This window comes from Chlorobium phaeovibrioides (assembly GCF_003968655.1).
GTDB classification, from domain to species: Bacteria; Bacteroidota; Chlorobiia; order Chlorobiales; family Chlorobiaceae; genus Chlorobium; species Chlorobium phaeovibrioides.
In genome coordinates, this window is sequence record NZ_RXYK01000003.1 from 67,098 (window position 1) to 88,554 (window position 21,457).

At 51.5% G+C, this 21,457-nt stretch carries 18 protein-coding genes and 1 tRNA gene; 13 read left to right on the forward strand and 6 right to left on the reverse strand.

The genetic code is table 11. The features are described from left to right. Positions 1-99: 99 nt before the first annotated feature. Together cmk and rpsA are read left to right on the forward strand one after the other, a co-directional pair. Positions 100-813 (forward strand): (d)CMP kinase, encoded by a 714-nt coding sequence (gene cmk, locus EKD02_RS03030; protein ID WP_011890749.1) that lies wholly within the window; start codon positions 100-102, stop codon positions 811-813. 99 nt (positions 814-912) lie between these two features. Next, positions 913-2,721 carry a 30S ribosomal protein S1 gene (gene rpsA / locus EKD02_RS03035; protein WP_011890748.1) on the forward strand — a complete coding sequence of 603 codons (1,809 nt, stop codon included), beginning with the start codon at positions 913-915 and terminating at the stop codon, positions 2,719-2,721. A gap of 166 nt (positions 2,722-2,887) precedes the next feature. Here rpsA and era read toward each other — a convergent pair whose 3' ends face one another. Next, entirely contained in the window at positions 2,888-3,814 is a 927-nt protein-coding gene (gene era / locus EKD02_RS03040) for a GTPase Era (RefSeq protein ID WP_011890747.1), read from the reverse strand. On the opposite strand from era, the gene EKD02_RS10205 reads away from it, so the two are divergent. Further along, the gene (locus EKD02_RS10205) at positions 3,813-3,938 is read left to right on the forward strand and encodes a hypothetical protein (protein WP_260472412.1); all 126 of its coding nucleotides are present in this window, start codon (positions 3,813-3,815) and stop codon (positions 3,936-3,938) included. The two genes, era and EKD02_RS10205, sit on opposite strands and share 2 nt — an antisense overlap. Next, positions 3,916-5,139 carry a rod shape-determining protein RodA gene (gene rodA, locus EKD02_RS03045; protein WP_011890746.1) on the forward strand — a complete coding sequence of 408 codons (1,224 nt, stop codon included), beginning with the start codon at positions 3,916-3,918 and terminating at the stop codon, positions 5,137-5,139. The genes EKD02_RS10205 and rodA overlap by 23 nt, the downstream gene beginning before the upstream one ends. Positions 5,140-5,193: 54 nt before the next feature. Here rodA and EKD02_RS03050 read toward each other — a convergent pair whose 3' ends face one another. Next, entirely contained in the window at positions 5,194-5,646 is a 453-nt protein-coding gene (locus tag EKD02_RS03050) for a hypothetical protein (RefSeq protein ID WP_126341945.1), read from the reverse strand. A 150-nt stretch (positions 5,647-5,796) separates the two neighbouring features. Between EKD02_RS03050 and EKD02_RS03055 the strand changes: the two genes are divergently transcribed. From EKD02_RS03055 to EKD02_RS03070, 4 genes are read left to right on the forward strand one after another with little or no spacing between them, the layout of a single operon-like run. Then, on the forward strand, positions 5,797-7,152 hold the full coding sequence (locus tag EKD02_RS03055) for a MiaB/RimO family radical SAM methylthiotransferase (RefSeq protein ID WP_126341947.1): 1,356 nt from the start codon (positions 5,797-5,799) through the stop codon (positions 7,150-7,152). A gap of 50 nt (positions 7,153-7,202) precedes the next feature. Continuing rightward, a complete protein-coding gene (locus EKD02_RS03060; RefSeq protein ID WP_126383745.1) occupies positions 7,203-7,736 on the forward strand; it encodes an adenine phosphoribosyltransferase in 534 nt (177 codons plus the stop codon). 3 nt (positions 7,737-7,739) lie between these two features. Further along, a complete protein-coding gene (locus tag EKD02_RS03065; RefSeq protein WP_126383747.1) occupies positions 7,740-9,212 on the forward strand; it encodes a sodium:proton antiporter in 1,473 nt (490 codons plus the stop codon). A gap of 33 nt (positions 9,213-9,245) precedes the next feature. Beyond that, entirely contained in the window at positions 9,246-9,632 is a 387-nt protein-coding gene (locus EKD02_RS03070) for a hypothetical protein (protein ID WP_011890741.1), read from the forward strand. Between the two features lie 11 nt (positions 9,633-9,643). Here EKD02_RS03070 and EKD02_RS03075 read toward each other — a convergent pair whose 3' ends face one another. The 3 genes from EKD02_RS03075 to ftsH are packed head-to-tail and all read right to left on the reverse strand — an operon-like array spanning position 9,644 to position 12,371. Beyond that, on the reverse strand, positions 9,644-9,952 hold the full coding sequence (locus EKD02_RS03075) for an HU family DNA-binding protein (RefSeq protein ID WP_011890740.1): 309 nt from the start codon (positions 9,950-9,952) through the stop codon (positions 9,644-9,646). Between the two features lie 38 nt (positions 9,953-9,990). Beyond that, the gene (locus tag EKD02_RS03080) at positions 9,991-10,371 is read right to left on the reverse strand and encodes a sulfite exporter TauE/SafE family protein (RefSeq protein ID WP_011890739.1); all 381 of its coding nucleotides are present in this window, start codon (positions 10,369-10,371) and stop codon (positions 9,991-9,993) included. 14 nt (positions 10,372-10,385) lie between these two features. Then, positions 10,386-12,371 (reverse strand): ATP-dependent zinc metalloprotease FtsH, encoded by a 1,986-nt coding sequence (gene ftsH, locus EKD02_RS03085; protein ID WP_011890738.1) that lies wholly within the window; start codon positions 12,369-12,371, stop codon positions 10,386-10,388. 252 nt (positions 12,372-12,623) lie between these two features. On the opposite strand from ftsH, the gene gltX reads away from it, so the two are divergent. The 5 genes from gltX (at position 12,624) to EKD02_RS03110 (ending at position 17,660) form a co-directional block, all read left to right on the forward strand. Then, on the forward strand, positions 12,624-14,135 hold the full coding sequence (gene gltX / locus EKD02_RS03090; RefSeq protein ID WP_126383846.1) for a glutamate--tRNA ligase: 1,512 nt from the start codon (positions 12,624-12,626) through the stop codon (positions 14,133-14,135). 92 nt (positions 14,136-14,227) lie between these two features. Further along, positions 14,228-14,300, forward strand: a tRNA-Phe gene (locus EKD02_RS03095). A gap of 234 nt (positions 14,301-14,534) precedes the next feature. After that, positions 14,535-15,662 carry a carotenoid 1,2-hydratase family protein gene (locus EKD02_RS03100; RefSeq protein WP_126341955.1) on the forward strand — a complete coding sequence of 376 codons (1,128 nt, stop codon included), beginning with the start codon at positions 14,535-14,537 and terminating at the stop codon, positions 15,660-15,662. 140 nt (positions 15,663-15,802) lie between these two features. Beyond that, positions 15,803-16,348 carry a QcrA and Rieske domain-containing protein gene (locus EKD02_RS03105; protein ID WP_011890735.1) on the forward strand — a complete coding sequence of 182 codons (546 nt, stop codon included), beginning with the start codon at positions 15,803-15,805 and terminating at the stop codon, positions 16,346-16,348. A 34-nt stretch (positions 16,349-16,382) separates the two neighbouring features. Continuing rightward, a complete protein-coding gene (locus tag EKD02_RS03110) occupies positions 16,383-17,660 on the forward strand; it encodes a cytochrome b (RefSeq protein ID WP_126383749.1) in 1,278 nt (425 codons plus the stop codon). A 176-nt stretch (positions 17,661-17,836) separates the two neighbouring features. Here the strand turns inward: EKD02_RS03110 and EKD02_RS03115 are convergent, their stop codons facing one another. Continuing rightward, positions 17,837-21,319 carry an alpha-amylase family glycosyl hydrolase gene (locus EKD02_RS03115; protein ID WP_126383751.1) on the reverse strand — a complete coding sequence of 1,161 codons (3,483 nt, stop codon included), beginning with the start codon at positions 21,317-21,319 and terminating at the stop codon, positions 17,837-17,839. Positions 21,320-21,457: the final 138 nt, after the last annotated feature.

Here is a 21,457-nt window from a genome sequence, read left to right on the forward strand (position 1 = left end):
TGGGCGAGGAGGACAGAATCTTTAATATAAAGCCTTTTCATCTAACCATTATGTTTGGAAAAAGCAAATTTATTTTATAAAATAGCAGGCTAATTCAAAATGCAAGCGAGGCAACTTATCGGCAGGAAAAAGATCATCATCGCCATTGATGGACCGGCTGCATCGGGCAAGAGCACAACAGCCCGGAAAGTCGCCGGTCTTATGGGTTATACTTATATCGATACCGGTGCAATGTACCGGTCGGTGACCCTGAAGGTGATTGAAAGCGGCATGCTTGATGAGGTGAGGCGTTCTCCGGAAAAGGTTGAGGGGCTTGTGAAGGGTATTTCCATTGCTTTTGAGGGCGACCGGGTTCTGCTTGACGGCCGTGATGTGAGCGGTGAAATCCGCGACAACAGGGTTGCCAGGGAGGTGAGTTTCATCAGTTCGCTCAAGCCTGTCCGCGATGCTCTGCTTGTCATGCAGCAGGAGCTTGGCCGTGGACGCGGGGTTGTTATGGATGGCCGCGACATCGGCACCGTGGTGTTCCCTGATGCGGAGCTGAAAATTTTTCTTGTTGCCGATGCGCGTGAACGGGCAAAACGGCGACACCTTGAACTTCAGGCAAAAAGTCCTGAGGGGTTTGGAGTGCCAGACCTTGAGACTCTTGAAGCCGAAATTGTTGAACGGGATCGAGCGGATGCGCTGCGCGAGCATGCACCGCTGAAAAAACACCCGGATGCCAAAGAAATAGATACCTCGCGCCTGAATATTGAAGAACAGGTTGCGATGGTGCATGATTTTGCAGTACAGATGGAGGAGGGCGGCCGGTGAGGCGTCTTTCTTCCCTTTCGTTTTCCATTAACCCTGAATCCCCCTGTCGAAATCTCTCGCGACAGGCCAGACAAATCATATGAGAGAAAGGAAAAACCAATGGCAGAAACAGAAATCGCAGCAGTAGCTGCATCAGCAGAAACGGCTCCGGCAACAGAGAAAGCGGTCGACCAAAAGCCCGCCCGCAAAAAAATTAAATTTTTTGCTCACTACGAGCCCGCCGAACTTTCACAGATGGAGCAGCTTTACACAAGCACGCTCAATCAGATTAACCAGGACGAGATTGTCAAGGGACGCATTGTCTCTATCTCCAACAAGGATGTTACCATTGATGTCGGTTACAAGTCGGAGGGTATTGTCTCTCTGCTTGAGTTCCGCGATGAGGATGAAATCCAGGTTGGCGACGATGTTGAGGTCTACCTCGAGAACATTGAAGACAAGATGGGTCAGCTTATTCTTTCAAAGAAGAAAGCCGATGTCCTTCGTATCTGGGACAAGATTTACGATTCAATTGAAAATGATACCATCATCAGCGGCAAAATCATCAACCGCGTCAAAGGCGGCATGACGGTTTCGCTTTCGGGTGTGGAGGCCTTCCTTCCCGGTTCGCAGATTGATGTCAAGCCTGTCCGCGATTTCGATGCGCTAGTTGGCCAGACCATGGACTTCAGGGTCGTCAAAATCAACCCTGTTACTCAGAACATCGTTGTCAGCCACAAGGTTATTCTTGAAGAGGAGTATGCTGCACGACGCGAGGAGATGCTTGACAGCATCAAGGTTGGCATGGTTCTCGAGGGTACGGTCAAGAATATCACTGATTTCGGCATCTTTGTCGACCTCGGCGGTCTCGACGGTCTTGTTCATATCACAGACATCACCTGGGGCAGAATCAATCATCCTTCCGAGGTTGTTGACCTCGACCAGCCAATCAAGGTTGTTGTTGTCGGCTTTGACGAAAACACCAAGAGGGTTTCGCTGGGCATGAAGCAGCTTGAGGCGCACCCTTGGGAAAATATAGAACTCAAATATCCTGTGGGCTCCAAGGCTCAGGGCCGCGTTGTTTCCATTACCGATTACGGCGCCTTTGTCGAAATCGAGAAGGGCATCGAGGGTCTTGTCCACATCTCAGAAATGAGCTGGACACAGCATATCAAGCATCCGGGCCAGTTCGTTACGCTCGGTCAGGAAGTGGAGTGCGTGATTCTGAACATCGACAAGGATCACACCAAGCTTTCACTCTCCATGAAGCGGGTCAACGAGGATCCCTGGATTGCTCTTTCCGAGAAGTATGTGGAGAACACCCGCCACAAGGGTACTGTCAGCAACATTACCGATTTTGGAGTGTTTGTTGAGCTTGAGCCCGGTGTTGACGGTCTGGTTCACATTTCCGACCTCTCATGGACGAAGAAGATCCGCCATCCAAGTGAACTGGTGAAGAAGAACCAGGAGCTTGAGGTGAAGGTGCTGAAGTTTGATGTGCACGCCCGCCGTATTGCGCTTGGCCACAAGCAGATGAACCCCGATCCCTGGGGTGGCTTTGAGCAGCAGTACGCTGTTGGCGCTGAGTCTTCTGCTGAGATTTCGCAGATCATCGAGAAGGGCGTCATTGTCATTCTGCCAGGTGATGTTGATGGCTTCGTGCCGGCAACCCATCTTCTGCAGGGTGGCGTGAAGGACATTCACTCCTCGTTTAAGATTGGCGATGCACTGCCTCTCCGCGTCATTGAGTTCGACAAAGAGAACAAGCGCATTATCCTTTCCGCTCTTGAGTACTTCAAGGACAAGAGCAAAGAGGAAATTGAGTCATACCTTCAGGCTCATCCGAACGAGAAAAAGGAGATCGAGGATGCGACTGCCGAGCTGGAACCCCAGCCAAAGTCATCCGAGAAGAAAGGCGACAAGGAATAAACCATCGTCCTCTCCAGCCGTACAGGTACAACAGAAAAACCCTCCGCATTCCGGAGGGTTTTCTGTTTATATGGAGTTGGGGAGTTGGGGACACTCATGACTGAGTGTACTTGACAAGTACACTCAGTCATGAGTGTCCCCAACTCTTACGGCTTTTTTGCTTTGGCTAGTAGCCGTAGGATTTGAGGAGGGTCTGTTTTTTTCTCCAGTCGGGACGGACTTTGACGAAGAGTTCAAGGAAGATGGGGCGTCCGAGGAGCTGTTCTATTTCCTGACGGGCACTTTGGCCGAGTTTTTTGAGGGCCTGGCCTTTGTGTCCGATGATGATCTGTTTCTGTGTGTCGCGCTCGACGATGATGGAGCAGCGGATGAGGTCTTTGCGTTTGGGGTCGTTTTCGTGCTGTTCGCGGAATTCGTCTACAACGACTTCTGCGGAGTAGGGCACTTCACGGCCGTAGAGGAGGAATATTTTTTCGCGGATGATTTCGCTTGCGAAAAACCTTTCAGGCGCAGTGCTGAGTGCGTCTTCGGGGTAGAGGGGATCGTGCATCGGCAGGTATGGCCGCAGTGCGTCCACAAGTTCCTGCAGGCCCTTCCCGTTGAGTGCAGAGATGGAGAGGATGGCGGCGGGGTTCCATTCCCGGCGGATGAATGCTTCAGCTTCCTTCTGTTGTTCGGCGTTGACAAGGTCGCTTTTGTTGAAGACGGCGATGAGGGGTTTGCCGCTGTTCTTGAGCCAGTCGCGGTGGAGTTCTTCGGCGAAGGCTCGGTCGAAGGGGCCGTTTTTTTTGGAGAAAGGAAGAAGGGCTATGATGGCGTCTGCATCTTTGAGTGTGTCGCGCGTGACCTTGAGCATTGCTTCGTGGAGTTTCTGCTGTGGCTCCATGATGCCGGGTGTGTCGAGAAAGATGATCTGCGTGCTGTCGTCGCTGTATATGCCTGTGATTTTTTTTCGGGTGGTCTGCGGCTTGTGTGTGACAATGGAGAGCTTACAGTCGAGCAGCGCGTTGAGCAGGGTTGATTTGCCTGCGTTTGGCGGGCCGATGATGCTGGTGAATCCGCAGGAGAAGGACGGGGCGGCGGAGGCGGGCATGGGCGAAAGGGTCTATGGATGGAACATTTATGAAAGTGAAAGGTACTATACTAAATTAAGGGCTGTGGTGATAATGAAAAACATAGGGGTTTGGTGGATAGATGAAAAAACAGCAGGCGGTTGATTTCTGGCTTCTGCTCCCTCTCGGGGGGTTGATTGTGTTCGGTCTTCTTGGGGTATACAGCGCCACCAATGGGACGGGCGATACGGGACTGTTTTTTCGGCAGTTGACCTGGGCGGCTGTTGGGGGAGCTGCAATGCTCTTTGTGTATTACAACGATGTCCGCTTTTTCAAGGAGAGCGCATACGGTTTCTATATTCTCAGCATGGTGATGCTTGTGGCTGTGCTGGTTCTTGGCACAAAAGTGGCGGGTCAGACGAGCTGGGTCCGCATTGCCGGGTTCAGCTTTCAGCCTTCTGAGATTGCTAAAATGGCCACCATTCTTGCGCTTGCCCGTTTTCTCTCTTCTGACAATACAGACATCAACAGTCTGCCGCATCTCGTCACAGCGCTTGCCATTCCGCTGCTGCCGGCTGTTCTCATAATGCTTCAGCCGGATATGGGGACAACCCTCACTGCGCTGTCGTTCATTGCTCCGATGATCATCATGGCTGGATTTGATATCTATATCCTGATGCTGCTGGCGTTTCCTCTGGTGCTTCTGTTGACAGGCTTCATAAGCATCTATGCGCTTGCTGGAATGGCTGTGGTTTTTCTGCTGGTACTGGCATTTCAGCACCATAAGCTTAAGCTTCATCAGATGGTGACGGTTGTTCTCGGTTGTATTGGCGGACTGATGGCAAACCGGTTTGCCGATGTCATTCTCAAGCCGCATCAGCTGAAAAGAATACAGACTTTCCTTGATCCTATGTCGGATCCGCAGGGTGCGGGATACAATGTACTTCAGGCTAAAATCGCAATCAGTTCGGGAGGGGTCTTCGGGAAGGGATTTCTTGAGGGAACGCAGACACAGCTGAGGTTCATTCCTGCGCAGTGGACTGATTTCATTTTCTGTGTCATTGCTGAAGAGTTCGGTTTTATTGGTGCGTCTTTTTTGATACTGTTGTTTGCAATAGTGATTGTGCGGTTGATATGGGCTATTTTCTCAATCAAAAACCGTTTTGTTGAGTTGACGCTTGGGGGGTTTGTTTCGTTGCTTCTGGTTCATGTCATTATCAATATTGGAATGACACTTGGTCTTATTCCTGTTATCGGAGTGCCGCTTCCGTTTGTTTCTTATGGAGGTTCTTCATTGGTGGGAAATATGATTATGGTTGGGTTGGCACTGAATTTTTTTCATAACAGGAGAAGTCTGGGATACTAAACATAAAAAGCACACATTAGTGCGCTTTTTATGTTCGTATTCCATTCGATCCTGTCACTTGATTTTGTAGAGGAACCGTTTGCCTTCTTTTCCTGTTGGTATGCGCTCAATTTCCTGATCTTCTGCACCGAATTTATTGAACCAGACGCTGATGGTGGTTCCTTTGGTGTTCAATGCGTCGGCTATTTCACGGGGCTTGAAAGCTTTCTGGGGATGTGCCCGAAGAAGACCTTTGATGGCGTTGCCAAGCTGACCGCGTGAGAAACGGGTGCCTGTTGATTTCGCTGCGCCTGAAGTTCCTTTCTCAAGTTTTGAGAGGTTCATTTCAAGGTTTCGCATGATTGAAGCAAGCTCTTGTTCGAGAGGGCTGACTGTTGCCTTGAACTCGTCATACATGCGGGCTATTTTTTCCTGAAGTGCTTTCTTTTCTTCTACCATAGACTGGAAGTGATCAATTTTCTGAATGAAAATATCATACTTGTCGGGTGTTGTTGCTATCTGGCTCATTGGACTGCTTCTATTTGTTTTCATTGGAAAATCATACCATGGTTTCACATTGGAAAATATATGCCAATGCATTGTTCTCTGCAAGCAAAGAATTGGAGTGCCTCTGCTGCTTTCTGCTGATTGTTTTTTTATATCTTTTTCTGTGTTTTTATGGATGCAACTGAAAAAAAGACGGTTTCAGGCGTAACGCTTGGTTGTAAGCTGAACTATGCTGAAACTGCCTCCATACTGCAGAGTCTGGTTGAGCGGGGTTGGAGGATTGCCGGGCCACAGGAGCAGCCGGATTTGATTGTTGTGCACAGTTGTGCTGTAACGAAGCAGGCTGAGCAGAAGTGCCGTCAGAAAATTCGGGGGCTTGTGCGACGCCATCCGGACAGCAGGGTTGTTGTTACAGGATGTTATGCGCAGCTCAGTCCTGGACTGATTGCTGACATTGAGGGGGTTGACGCGGTTTTGGGCAATGATGAGAAATTTGACTCCTCCAGCTATATGGGTGTTGTTGCTGCGCCGCCCCCGGCAGGAAAGCCTGTTGTTTGTGTGTCGGACGAGGGCGGGTTCCTCACTGCACACCGGGCGTGTTCCCTTCCTTCGGGCTCGGAGGGAGAACGGACAAGGGCGTTTCTGAAGCTGCAGGACGGGTGCGATTACGGCTGTGCCTATTGTACCATTCCGCTGGCGCGGGGCCGCTCCCGTTCGGTTCCGCCGGAGGTCGTCCTCCAGCAGGCGCAGATGCTTGCCGATTCAGGGTATCGGGAGATTGTGCTGACCGGGGTCAATACGGGGGATTACCGGAGTGGTACAACGGGGTTTCTTGAGCTGCTTCGGATGCTTGAAGATATTGATGTTCCGCGCATTCGCATCAGTTCGCTGGAACCTGATATCCTGACCGATGAGCTTGTGGCACTCGTTGCTGCTTCCCGCACTATTGTTCCTCATTTCCATCTGCCGCTACAGAACGGCTCAGACCGTATTCTTGGGGCGATGCGCCGTCGGTACCGGACGGCAGACTACCGGGAACGGCTGCTTGGTGCGGTGGATGCAATTGAGGACTGTGCGGTCGGGGCTGATGTGATGGTAGGGTACCCGGGGGAGAACGATGATGATTTCGGGGATACGGTGCGCTTCATTGAGGGATTACCTCTTGCTTATCTTCATGTATTCAGCTGTTCTGTTCGCCCGGGTACGGTACTTGCCCGGGAGGTCAGTTGCGGGGAGCGGCTGGCTGTGGCTCCGCAGGTTGCGTCCGGGAGAAGTGCAATACTGAAGGAGATCGGGGAGCGGAAAGCAGCGGAGTTCCGGCTGCGGTATCTGGGTCGTCGGTGCCGGGTGCTGTTTGAGGAGTGCCGGCAGGCAGGCAACGGGACGCTGCGCTGGAGCGGCTACAGCCGGAACTATCTGCCGGTGTGGGTGGATATTCCTGCAGATGAAAGGAGTCTGTCGGGGATGGAGCTGCCGGTGGCCATCGTAGGAGCTGGTTTGCAATTAGAGGGCAGACTGTTATCTTAACCTTCCACTTTTTTTGCAACGGCTTCTCATCAACTTAATTCGAGACACCCATGCCGATCAAATCCCGCATACGCGCCATTCCCGATTATCCGAAAAAAGGCATTATGTTCCGCGACATCACCACCCTTATCAAGGATCCCGTGGGGTTCCGTCTGGTTATTGACGGCTTGACGCAGCGTTATCTGGAAAATGGCGTTGATTTTGATGTGGTTGTTGGCGTTGAGGCCCGGGGTTTCATTCCTGGCTCTGCGCTGGCTTATACGCTCGGAAAGGGGTTTGTTCCGGTGCGCAAGCCAGGCAAGCTTCCTGCCGATGTTGTTTCACAGGAGTATGAGCTGGAGTATGGCACCGACAAGGTTGAGATTCATCTTGATGCCATTCTGCCGGGTACGAGGGTGCTGCTTGTCGATGACCTGCTGGCAACTGGCGGCACGGCCCTTGCAGCGGCGGCGCTGGTTGAGAAAGTTGGCGGTGTGGTGGCTGAGATGGCTTTCATTGTGAACCTGCCTGATATAGGCGGTGAGAGGAAAATCCTTGATAAGGGATACCGTGTCTTTTCGCTCACTGAGTTTGAGGGGGAGTAACTGATGTCTGCAAAAAGCATGATTCTGGCGGTTGCCGGTGCGGTAGCCATTGTTCCATCTGCTCCTCTTCTGGCCTCAGAACACCATAGTGGCGCTGCTGCCACAGAGGCTGCTGTGGCTATGGCGCACCATCTGCCGCCCCTATGGCTGGTTGCTCCATTTGTCGTACTTCTTCTCATGATTGCTACAGGGCCGCTCTTCTACCACCGGTTCTGGGAGCATCATTATCCGAAAGCGGCCATGGGGTTGGGGGCTGTTGTTGCCCTTTACTACGGCTTTATGATGGATCACGGGACGCACACTCTTCTGCATACCCTTGAGGAGTATATTTCCTTCATGGCGCTTATCGCATCGCTTTTCATTGTTTCGGGCGGAATTCTCATACACATTGAGAGACGGGGGACGCCGCTGGTCAATGGCGCTCTACTCATGTTCGGTGCAGTACTGGCAGACATCATCGGCACAACGGGTGCTTCCATGCTACTCATCCGTCCTTACATGCGCATCAATGAGGGCCGGTTGAGGGCGTTTCATATCGTTTTCTTTATTTTCATTGTGAGCAACATCGGTGGTGGATTGACTCCCATCGGCGATCCTCCGCTTTTTCTTGGGTTCCTGAAGGGTGTGCCGTTTTTCTGGGTTATTTCCAAGGTATGGCTTCCGTGGATAGCTGTAATCGCCACCCTCATAGTAATCTTTATGCTTCTGGACTGGAAGGCCGGCAAGGGTGAAGTTACACCGGCTCCCAAGAGCTCGGATGGTGCCATCACCATTACCGGGACGAAGAACTTTGCCTGGCTTGCAGTCATTATTGTTGCCGTTTTTCTTGACCCTGCCGTGATATCTGGATTTCCGAGTCTTCAGGAAATGCTTGGGGTGCCTTTTGGTATCCGTGAAGTGATTATGTTCAGCGTTGCGTTTGTGGCTTATAAAAATGCTGACGGGGATGCGCTCAAGGGCAATGAATTCAACTTTGAGCCAATCAAGGAAGTCGCATTTCTCTTTGTGGGCATTTTTGCTACCATGATTCCTGCGCTGGAGCTTATCGGCTCCTATGCAGCAATTCATGCAGGTGAATTTTCGGTGAGCCGGTTCTACTGGATGACGGGCGCTCTTTCAGGCGTGCTCGACAATGCTCCGACCTACCTCAACTTCCTTGCCGGTGCCCTTGGAAAATTTGGTCTTGACATAAACTCGGCTGATGCTGTTCTCCAGATACGGGCATTTGCGGCCGGTACTGGTTCGCCTGTTCCGGGTGATGTGACTTCGGATGTGTATCTTGTGGCTATTTCCATAGCCGCAGTGTTCTTCGGTGCCATGACTTATATCGGCAACGCCCCGAACTTCATGGTGAAGAATATTGCCGCCCAGGCCGAAGCGGATGTTCCGGATTTTGTGGAGTATATCTGGAAGTATTCCATCCCGATTCTTCTTCCGGTTTTTCTTGTCCTGTGGCTGCTGTTTTTCAATTTTTGAGGCTGAACCCGTAAACGGAATGATCACACTGCCATGAAAAGTTTTGTCAATGCCGCAAAGAACGGGGAGACGGGGTTTGTCATCAGGAATTCGGTCTTCCTGCCGTTTCACTGTGAGTTGCTGAGCATCTGGATAGGCAAGGAGATGTCTCTCCTTTCAGCGCCTGACCTGATTACAGATATCTCCAATCCCGATATTCTGGGAATCAGGGAGACGGAAAGTTTCACCAATCTGATATTCAGAAAATGGGGCGACCTGTCTAAAGAGCTCAGTCATGATAAAGGGCACATCATCCTTCATGCGGCAGAAAAGGGCGCGGATGTGTTTGGAAGCGGAAACCTGCATTATATCCGTGTTGCTTTCTGCAACAGGCATAAAGAGGTCTGCTTTGAAATTATTGACAACCCCTACGAGCTGTAAGGGTTGATTTTTCAGGGCATGTTTCCTTTCAGGCTTTCGCTGACGGCCTGCTTGAACTCTTTTGAGATTTTGAAGGTCGGTACATTTTTAGGCTCAACCGTCACTTTCTCTCCGGTTCTCGGATTGCGTGCCTGACGAAGGTTCTTGTAGCGGATGTTGAATGATCCGAATCCACGGATTTCAATACGCTTTCCCGCTTTCAGTGAGTCAATGATGCTTTCAAAGAGAGAGTCCACCACCGTTTCGGTTTCGTTTTTGGTGAGGCCTGTCCTGTGGGCAATGACATTGACCAGGTCTGCTTTCGTGGTTGTGTTTCCCATAATGAATTATGACTTGGTGTTATTGGTGATTGTACTGATTACTTAAACCACAGACGAAGCGCGACAATTCCTGTAAAGACAGCAAATGCCTTTCTTAAAACACTTCCCGACAGATGGGTTGCGATTTTTGCTCCGAAATACGCTCCGCCGAACAGTCCGACTGCCAGAATAAGTCCAAGCCAGACATTGTCCATTGAAATTTTCCCTGCCCGGTAGTATTCAAGAGCACCGAGAATACCTACAGGAAGAAGCAGCGCTACGAGCGAAGTTGCGTTTGCTGTGTGTTGTGTCATACCGAGCAGCAGCACAAGAGCAGGGACGATAATGACCCCACCTCCTATTCCGAACATACCCGACAGAATGCCGGCCAGCGAGCCGATGAGCAGCATGGTGATGACTTGTGCATAAGGGATTTCCATGGAACCTCTGTTGGTTATGTGGTCATCATGCGCGAGAGTTCCTGACGGATTCCCGTTATGTTCTCTATTTCCAGTGCGCTGAGTGATTCCCGTTCAATAAGCGTTTCGGCAAGGCTATGGAGCACCGCGCTGTTAAGAGAGAGGATGTTCTTTGCGTTTTCCATACATGCCATAATGATGTTTCGCACCTCTACATCAATCTGCAGGGCAGTCTCTTCACTGTATTCACGGACATGTGAGTAGTCTTTGCCCAGAAAGACCTCTTTGTGGGTGTCGCCGTAGTTGATGGGCCCGAGTTTTTCGCTCATTCCCCACTGTCGTACCATTCTCCGTGCAATGTCGGTCGCTTTTTCAATGTCGTTGGCAGCACCGGTGCTGATTTCGTTGAAGATGAGCTCTTCTGCAACCCTGCCTCCCAGCGCATAGGTGATCATGGCCTCCAGATACTCCTTGTTTTGGGTGTACCGGTCTTCAAGGGGTAGATAGGCGGTCAACCCAAGGCTGCGGCCGCGGGGAATGATTGTGACCTTGTGTATGGGGTCGGAGCCTTTGGTGTGAAGGGCTACCAGCACATGACCGGCCTCGTGGTATGCGGTGAGTTTTTTTTGTTCTTCGGATATGTACATGCTTCTTCTTTCCGGACCCATCAGGATTTTGTCGCGGGCCTGGTCAAAATTCAATGCAGTCACCTTTTCCTGCATGTTGCGTGCAGTCAGGAGCGCGGCTTCATTGACGAGGTTGGCCAAATCGGCTCCCGAGAAGCCGGGGGTGCTTTTGGCAAGGACTGTGATGTCCACCGTGTCGTCAAGTGGAGTTTCTTTCGTGTGAATCTTGAGAATGGCTTCACGGCCCCTTATGTCGGGCTTATCTACGGTTATCTGCCTGTCAAAGCGCCCTGGGCGTAGAAGTGCGGTGTCGAGCACATCGGGGCGGTTGGTTGCGGCAATCAGTATGACATTGTCGCTGGTGGTAAACCCGTCCATCTCAACCAGCAGCTGGTTGAGTGTCTGTTCGCGTTCGTCGTGGCCGCCTCCAAGGCCTGCCCCACGGCTTCTGCCTACAGCATCGATTTCGTCGATAAACACAATGCAGGGGGCGTTTTTCTTTGCCTGTTCAAACAGGTCGCGCACTCTGGCTGCTCCAACTCCGACAAACATTTCCACGAAATCTGCTCCCGATATTGAGAAAAAGGGAACCTTGGCTTCACCGGCGATGGCTTTTGCCAGAAGGGTTTTCCCTGTTCCTGGAGGGCCAAGCAACAGAACGCCTTTGGGTATTTTCCCACCGACTTTCTGGAATTTTTCCGGATTGGTCAGGAATTCAACCGTCTCCTGCAGCTCTTCAACTGCCTCATCGACGCCGGCAACATCGTTGAATGTGGTTTTTACCTCAAATTCGCTGACCATTTTTGCCCGGCTTTTGCCGAAGCTGAAGAGGTTTTTTGACTGATTGGCGCTCTGGCCGTTCATTCTCCTGATGACAAAGAAATAGATGGCTCCGAAAATAAGCCAGGGTGCAAAGAGGATGAGAATGGTGTAGAGGGCGTTGTTTCCCTCTTCAATGCGAACCTTGACCCCTTTTTCGGCAAGCAGTTCTGCCTGCGGGGTGCTGAATGAGGGGAGCCGTACCGAAAAGTGTGTGCTCTCAACTTCGGTATTGTCTTTCAGTGCAAGGGAAGTAGGCTTTTTGAGCGTTCCTTTGAGGAGCGCCGAGCGGTCTTCAAGGTTCTGTACGGCAATATCAGTTACAAGATTGCTGTCGAGAAGGCTTCTGTATTCGTTGTAAATGATTTCCGGGCCGTCCGATCCTGATGAAAAACGCTGGAACACAAAGAGCATCATGAGGCCTATCATGATGAAGAGAATGAATCTCGGGAACTGTGGGCGGGGGTTGTCCCCTTTTCCCTGAAACCATCCGGGCCCCTGCTCTTCTTCGTTGACCGGCTTGAATCGGTTGCGCAGGGAGTCCTTCCCCGGTGGTTTTACTGGCTTTTCGGGCATGATGGATAGGCAGGGAGTTGTGCAAAATGTAAGTTGGTTCCGTATAAGTAATTAAAAGTAAAACTGCGTTGGAAAGCAAAAAGTTTATTTCTTGTGCTTTCGTTTCCCTGTTTCAAGCTGAAACCACCCTCATCTTCATATTGAGTTGGAATCTTTCAGTGCTTCTCTCTGCAATTCTGCTCAGTTTTGTTAAATTCAATGTTCTTGACAGATGGCAGTTCTCTCAATTCATTAACAATGACAAGGCGTATGATGGTCGGTAAACGGGTCAGAACCAGGTTCGCTCCTTCTCCTACAGGGTATCTTCATGTCGGCGGGCTTCGCACCGCGCTCTACAACTACCTTTTCGCCAAAAGGATGGACGGCGATTTTGTTGTCAGAATTGAGGATACCGATCAGAGCAGAAAGGTTGCAGATGCTCAGGAAAATCTGATAAAGACCCTTGAATGGGCAGGGCTTATGCCTGACGAAAGTCCTCTGCATGGTGGTGATTTTGGCCCTTACCTGCAGTCGGAGCGGCTTGATATCTATAAGAAATATTGTGAGCAATTGCTTGAAGCAGGTCATGCCTATCACTGTTTTGCAACTTCCGAAGAGCTTGAAGAGAACCGGCAGCTTCAGTTGAAGCAGGGATTGCAGCCGAAGTACAACAGGAAATGGCTTCCCGAAGATATGGGCGGCTCAATGCCCCGGAGCGAGATCAAGAAAAAACTTGATGAAGGAGTCCCTTCAGTTGTGCGCATGAAGGTACCTGATTATGTTTCAGTATGGTTTGAGGATATCATCAGAGGTCCGATAGAGTTTGATTCGGCTACCATTGATGATCAGGTGCTGATGAAGTCGGATGGTTTCCCCACATACCATTTTGCCAGCGTCATTGACGACCATCTCATGGAGTTTACCCATATCATCAGGGGTGAGGAGTGGCTTCCTTCCATGCCGAAGCATCTTCTTCTCTATGAGTTCCTTGGGTGGGAGCCTCCGAAGTATGCCCATCTTCCGCTTCTGCTCAACCCCGACCGTTCAAAACTCAGCAAGCGGCAGGGCGATGTGTCGGTGGAGGATTACATCCGGAAGGGATATAGCAGCGAGGCTATTGTGAATTTCGTGGCTCTGCTTGGCTGGAATCAGGGTGAGGGATGTGAGCAGGAAATCTATAGTCTTCAGGAGCTGACTGAAAGGTTTTCTCTGGAGCGGGTAGGCAAGGCGGGTTCCATTTTCACCATCGACAAGCTGAACTGGCTTGAGAAACAGTATATCAAAAGTCGCCCGGCCGAGGATATCATCCGGGTGATCAAGCCTCTTTTGATTTCGGAACTTGAAAAGAAAGAGACGCTTCTTGATCGTGCGACCATAACCGGTGAGCGCTATCTGGAAGATGTCATAGAGCTGATGCGCGAGCGGGTTGGTTTTGAGCGTGAGTTCGTGACCTTCTCTTCCTATTTCTTTTTTGAGCCGGAGACATACGAGGAGGATGCTGTCAAGAAACGCTGGACGCCTGATACCAACAGCCTGCTTGACGAGTTTCTGCCGGTGCTGGAGTCCATGCCGGACTTTACGGCCGAGGCAATTGAGGCAGCCCTCAAGGAATTTGTGGCTCCAAAAGGTCTGAAAGCCGCAGCACTTATCCATCCATTGAGAATCGTCTCCTCGGGTGTCAGTTTCGGCCCCAGCCTCTACCATATGCTTGAGGTGCTTGGCCGTGAGGCTGTTGTTCGTCGTATCCGGAAAGGTATGGCAGTCATCACGCTTCCGCAGCAATAGCTGGAATTCTGTGGGGGCCCACAGAGGGCTCCCGCTTTTTTGATTTATTTTTGGATGAATGCGAAAATTCCTATATTTTGCATCTCTTCAATGGACAGATAGCTCAGTTGGTAGAGCAATGGACTGAAAATCCATGTGTCGTGGGTTCGATTCCCTCTCTGTCCACTTCTTCGTCGTTTGCCTGCATTCGTAGAAGTCCCGAAACCCCTGAAAACACAGGGGTTTCGGCGTTTCTGGTGTTCGCCTCCATTTGCCGTTGTTTAGCATAATCCGGAATTAATGGGTATAGTTATGGTTATAGCATTGGCACCTTTAAAAAATGTGTTTTCGTTTTTCTGCCATCCAGTTTCCAGTCGCCGTTTCCCTTCAGCAGCATGAATGACACTCTTCCCCCCCGGCATGAATATTACTACTGAACCCTCACAGGAGGTCTGGCATGACATACAGGAGCCTGGCGCCTATGAATGGTGGTATTTTGACGCGGAGGATTCTCAGCGGGGTATTTCCGTGGTTGCAATCTGGTTCGCAGGATTCCCTTTTTCTCCATCCTATACAGAGGAGTATGACCGTTGGCGCGCCGATGGATCCTCTCCTGCCCCCCGTCCGTCAAACTATTCGGGTTTCAGTTTTCAGCTCTATGAAAACGGCCGGGAAACCATCAACTTCATCAGGGAGGGTGGTGCGTCGCTGTTTAGCGGGAGCAAAACAGGCGCTGAGGTTGCATTTGAAAATAACCGGTTTGTGCATGATCCGCTGAGGGACGAGTACCTGCTGGAGATTGATTTTGCCTTTCCTGCCCGCAGGAAAAGGGTGCGGGGGACGCTTCATTTCAATCAGTGCCGAAGGCTGACCTTTAATAAAAAGGATGGCAATCATGAGGGGTCGGGGCCCTGCCATCAGTGGCTTCTGAGTGTTCCGAAGGCCGAGGTTCGAGGAAGCCTTGAGATTTCAGAGCCGGAAAGGACGAGCCGCAGTGTGGAGATTCAGGCTTCAGGCTACCACGATCACAACCTTGGCACCATGCCGATGCAGGAGTATATTTCCCGCTGGTACTGGGGGCGGGCATTTTCAGATCGTGTTGACCTGGTTTACTATGTAATTTTCTTTCGTGATCCCTCATTTCACCCGCTGACGCTCCTCATGCTCAACGACAACCAGAACGGTGGCGCTTTGGTGCGAGACAAGGCTGATTTCAGGGAGAGCCGGTTCTGCCGGGGAATTTTTGCCCCGCTGCATGGCCGGGTACTCGACATTCATGACGGGGATGTACGCATGACGATCAACCAGAAACAGGTGCTGGATTCGGGGCCGTTCTATCTGCGGTTTTCTTCTGATATTTCACTCGATTTCAACGGCAGCAGTCTTAAGGGCATTCGCGGGATTTCTGAGTTTCTTAATCCGGATCGTCTTCAGTCGCCCCTTATGCGCTTTTTTATCAGAAGCCGAATATGGCGCGACGGAGAGCAGTCGGTCATGTACCGGGAGTACAACAGGATTAAAGATCGTTTGGATTGGTTTAAACGGTGAAAAGTGGTAAATTTTCCCTTTGCCTTTTTCATTTTCAGTCCGCGGGAAGATGCTCGACAGGGCATGGCGTTGGCATGACCGGTACCGAGAGGTGTTTCAGTTCATCATTTAACAATAGCTTTAAAAGGAGATAGATTGTAATGGCACAACCAGCTAATTTCAAGAGCCCTTCAAGGATGGGTGCGCTTGGTGAGGATGCTCCGCTCTCTTCAACGGGATCGGTATCGGGCGGAAAGTCCCGTGAGGAAGGTCTGAAAGGGGTGGATTTTGAGCGCCGGAGTTTTTTGGGCAAAGTAGTCGGCGGTGTTGGTGCGGCAGTGGCCGTTTCAACGCTTTATCCTATTGTAAAGTATATCATCCCTCCTGTGAAAGAGTCGACTGATGTCAATGAGCTGGTGGTTGGAAAGGCTTCAGAGGTTCCTGAGAACTCGGGAAAGATTTTCCAGTTCAATAAAGACAAGGTTCTGGTCATCAATGATAATGGCTCGCTTACCGCCTGCAGTGCCGTCTGCACCCATCTGGGCTGCCTTGTTCGCTGGGAAGATAAAGACAATGAGATTTTCTGCCCCTGCCACGGTGCAAAGTACACGCAGACCGGTGAAATCATTTCAGGACCACAGCCTCTACCGCTTGCTCCGTTCAATGTGAGAATTGAGGGAGAGGATCTTATCATTGCAAAAGCGTAATCTTAATTCTTGAAAATCCAGGGAGTCTTTCAATATGGCTGACAACAATCAGAATACAGGCGCAGAAAATGCTCCGGTAAAGCCGAAACCGGCTGCTCCGGTTGCCGCCAAGCCGGCAGCTCCGGGTGCCGCTAAACCTGCCGCTAAACCTGCCGCAAAACCCGCGGCGAAATCTGACGCCCCTTCCGGCGGCGTTTACAAGCCCCCGGTAGTTCGGGCGGAAACAAATCCTTACGCAGATTCGCGTGTGAGCCCGCTGGCAGCATGGTTTCAGGAGCGTTTTTATGTGATGATGCCAATCATCGACTATCTGAAGAAAAAAGAGGTTCCCAAGCACAAGCTGTCGTTCTGGTACTACTTCGGCGGCCTGACATTGTTTTTCTTCATCATTCAGGTTGTGACCGGTCTTTTGCTTCTCCAGTATTACAAGCCGACAGGTACAGAGGCGTTTGCCTCCTTCGTGTTCATTCAGAAAGAGGTTCCTTTTGGCTGGCTTATCCGCCAGATTCATGCATGGAGTGCAAACCTGATGGTTGGTATGGCATTCATCCACATGTTCAGCACCTTCTTCATGAAGTCTTACCGTAAGCCCCGTGAGCTTATGTGGGTCAGCGGATTTGTGCTTCTTGTGCTGAGCCTTGGTTTTGGTTTCACCGGTTACCTCCTTCCCTGGAATGAGCTTGCTTTCTTTGCGACCCAGGTTGGTACGGAAGTTCCCAAAGTCATGCCTGGTGGCGCCATTCTTGTTGACATCCTCCGCGGTGGCGAAGATGTGAGCCCTGAAACTCTGACTCGCATGTTCTCGCTTCATGTTGTGCTGCTTCCCGGTATCCTTCTTCTTGTCCTGTCTGCCCACCTTCTGCTTGTGCAGGTGCTTGGAACTTCGGCTCCCATCGGCTACAAGGAGTCTGGCATGATCAAAGGCTATGAGAAGTTCTTCCCGACCTTCCTTGCCAAGGATGCAATCGGATGGATCATCGGTTTCGCCCTTCTTATCTATCTTGCAGCAGTTTTCCCGTGGGAGATTGGTGTTCAGGCTGATCCGCTGACTTCAGCTCCTTTGGGCATCAAGCCGGAATGGTATTTCTGGGCACAGTTCCAGCTGCTCAAGGACTTCACTTTTGAAGGCGGCGAGCTGATGGCAATCATTCTCTTCACCATTGGTGCTGTTGTATGGGCTGCCGTTCCTTTCCTTGACAGAAAGGCTTCACGCGAAGAGAAGAGCCCGATCTTCACGATTCTCGGCCTTCTGGTTCTTGCATTCCTTGTGATCAACACCTACAGGGTATACGCTGAGTACAGCGCTCTCTAAGGGGGTCGCTGGACACGCTCGATAGAGTAAGAGTAAAAAGATAAAGCCGCCTCATGCATCAAGCCTGAGGCGGCTTTTTTTATAGGTGTACGCTTTGATACGGAGTCTGCATGAAAAGCAAAAGCCCCTGTAAGTCGTCAGGGGCTTTTGCTTTTTTGTATTTCAGCCAGATGTTTTTACTTCCCGGTGAAGAAGGTTTCAAGTTCGTAGCCAGCAAGGAATGCTTGCATGTCAAGCGCTGCGAGCGCTGTTGTCCAAGGCTGGAGGGTTGGCTGGAGCTTGATTATTGCCTGGAATGCGAGCCATGAGGTCAGGACGCTGAAGCGGTGTTCGCGGAACCAGTGTTTGCTGTGGTGCTCTTCTACCAGGAGCATGCGGTGTAGGTGCACTGTGCACTTGTCTGCTACTCTTTTTAGTTCGGCCATGAGGAGTTTTTCTTCTTCAGCCCCTTCAAGCGAGTTCTGTTTCTCCGCGGTTTTGGCTGGTGGTGCCGGAGCCTGGGTTGTGAGCAGGCAGGCGAGAAGCTCGGGGAGTTCTTTGCCTTCTATACTGCAGAGCGTCGTGGTTTCGTAGAGGGCAGAAAGTGGCTCAACCATCAGCCAGTCGTCAAGCAGGTTGGTTTTGAGCTCCCCTGCCTGGCGGAGCATTTCCTGTACAGCGTCGAGCACTATCCAGTGGGTAGCCAGAGCGCTGAAGGTGGAGTTCTGGGTATCGTTTATGCCGAGTGCAGCCTGAAGCCTTCCTTTTGGGTCCTCTTTTTTAAGCCTGGCTTCAATGTCTGCGGCGGCAATGAAGCGAATCTGCGCCGTTTCGGCAAGGTTTTCGGGGACGGCGAGTGGTTTTTCCATCAGGTCGCTGAACTTGACTGACAGATCCTGAAGAAGAGTTTCAGCTGTGTCCCGGAAGGTTTCGGCGGCCTGTTTGTTCGCTTTGAGTTTCGGTATTGAACCAAGTGCTTCTTTGACAAGCCGGTGAAGGGGGGAGAGGCTGATGGCAAGAACTGCCATATCCACTGACGGGGTGCCGGCTCCATTGAGTTCCCGTGCAAGCTGATCGTATGGCTTGAGCCTGGAGGAGCGGACCTCGCGGAAGTTGAGAAAAACATTGTATTTGTACCCGTCAAGAGAGGCAAAGAGTCCGTTCTCTCTGATGTCACGGACGGAACGGATGAACTCAAGCCCGCTTGCGTGGTCGCGGAATACAAGATAGGCTCCTTCGTCGTGGCTGAGTGCGAGACCATCACCAAGGCAGCTTTGACGGATTTCGCCGTCCTGCAGGTAACCGACTGAGGTTTTTACCCAGCCGGTGGCCTGTTCGTAGGAGTTGTTGTAGATGACCAGGGCCCGTTCATCGCCAAGCCGGTTGGAGTATGCAAAAATGTTTTCGTTGACTGAGCCTTCCGGGGAGTAGACATCGTACAGGAAGAAGTTTTCCACCTCGGCAAACAGCGGCCGCTTTTTCATGATGGGGAAAATTTCCTGATAGTGGCGCCAGACGAGATGTTCGTCGGGATGTTCGTCGTAGTATGCTTTCGCGTACTCCATTCCGTACTTCTCGGTGAACCCTTCCACCTGTCCGTGGCCGAACATAGGAAGTCCTGGAACGGTGAGCATGACGATGCAGACACCGAAGTATTTGTCGCCCCTGCCGAACTGCTCTATGGCTGTGTCTTCGTCAGGGTTGTTCATGAAGTTGACATAGCGCTTGAGAATCTGCGGGTCGAACTCAAGAGTGTTTTTGATGAGGTAGCGGTAGCTGGCATTGTCTTCTTTTTTCAACATGTGCATGAATGCACTGTTGTAGACACGGTGCATGCCGAGGGTACGGACGAAGTAGCCTTCAAGCATCCAGAATGCTTCGGCAAGGAGCAGCGTGTCGGGTACTTCGGCGTGAATGCGGTCAACCACTTCGCGCCAGAACTCTTCGGGTATGGCTGCGTCAAATTCGGCCATACTCATGGCGTAGGCGGAGCGGGAGGGCACTGCGGCGCTTTGGCCGTGGAGCGGGAACCAGAGCCGCTGGATATGGCGCTTGGCAAGTACCATGGCGGCGTCGAACCGGATGATGGGAAACATCCTGGCTACATGGAGAATCTGCTGGATGACACCTTCGCGAACTTCAGGCGAAAGAAAGTTGAGCTGGGCGGTATCGTTCCACGGCATGTTGGTTCCGTCGTTGCCATGGTAGATGTAGCGGGTGTCGCCGCTCATGTGGTCAATCCGCTTGAAGGTTACTGCTGCGTCGCTCCGGTTCCAGTATCCGTCCTCAAGCTGAATGGTGTAGCGGGGATCAGGGCTGAGGTTCGGGCCATTGTAGCTGTAGTTGTAGTAGGGCGGTGTTCCGCTGGAGAGGAACCAGTCGGGGCGGTCGCGCACCAGTTCAGAGTCCATGCCGGTATGGTTCGGAACCATGTCGCTGGCAAGGCGCATTCCTCTCTGTGAGGTACGGTGGCGAAGGTTCAGATATCCTTCGTAGCCGCCGATGTCGTCGGCGATGTCATATTTTTCAAGGGCGTAGGCCGAGGCTTTGGCTTCGGGGTTTCCCTGCATCTGCTTGATTTCGCGCGATGCATGGCTTCGTTGCCAGAGACCGATGAGCCAGAGGGCGGTGAAGCCCTGGCCGGCAATACGGTCGAGTTCTTCGTCGGGGATGTCCTGCAGGCGGTGGACGGGTCGGCCGTACATTTTGCCGAGCTGGTCGAGCCAGACATAGGTGCTTTTTGCGAGCATGACTACTTCTGGCATCCATGAAGAGTCGCTGGAGTAGTTTGCCGGGCCGTCACCGAGGGCGGTGTAGTCAGGCACGAATGCGTCCTTGTCGAAGAAGGCGCTGTCGTGACGGCCTTCCTCTTCTCTACTGATACGCTCAAAGAAGAGGTATTTGTCTTCGTCTTCAATGAGTTCTATGGCGCCGGACAGCATGGTCCAGAAAGGTGAACCTTCAAGCATGTCCGACCAGTTGAGGCGGATGTAGCGGAGCTGTTCGAGAATGGAGTCGGGAGAGTGGCGTATGGGACGGGTGAGAAGGTCGGCCAGATCTTCATTGTCGGGGCCGACAGGGCCCATTGCATGCATGGAGGATTGCAGGGTGAGGATCAGCTTCCTGTATGCCTCTTCACGCATGAGCATGGCATCGCTGAGGAGTTCGGAGAACTGCTGGAGTGCGGGGTTCTGATTGTTGATCCATACAAGGAAAGACTCTTCAAGCAGCTCTTTGCGGGTTTCGTTCCGCTTCAGTGCTTCAAGAGGCTGTTCTGCGCCGGTGTATATGTTCAGCGTCGGAAATGTTGAAAGAAAACGGGATAGGTAGTCGGTGGATCGGTCTGCAGAGAGTTCCTGCTCAAACCGGCTGTATGCCTTGTCGAGCATATCGGGCTCTTTTCGTGCGATTGCACGGGCCATGATGAAGTGGAAGAGCTCGTGAAGCAGTTTCATGCCGTGGAACTGGGCAGGGAGAACAGGTTTGGTCGTGCTGTTTTCTTTCTTCAGGAATGCATTGATGACGGCGGCCTGCTGTTCAGCTTTTCTCAGGCTTTCGGGGCCGGCTGAGGAGAGTGCAAGGAAGTCCGGGTCGGTCAGGTGAAAGAGCTGTCGCGCTTTGCGATTGACATAAAAATGTTCCTTGTTCAAAGCCACGGGCGGGTTGTGCTTTATGGTCATAATGTGTGTGCAATGTCAGGTGGCATTGCCGTTGTTGGTTTTTGGGCGGTTCGGTGCGGCATTCAGAGCGTTTTCCGTAAGCTGTAAGGTACGGAATTTCTCTGATATCCTGTGCGGGCAGAGCTAAATGAGGTGACG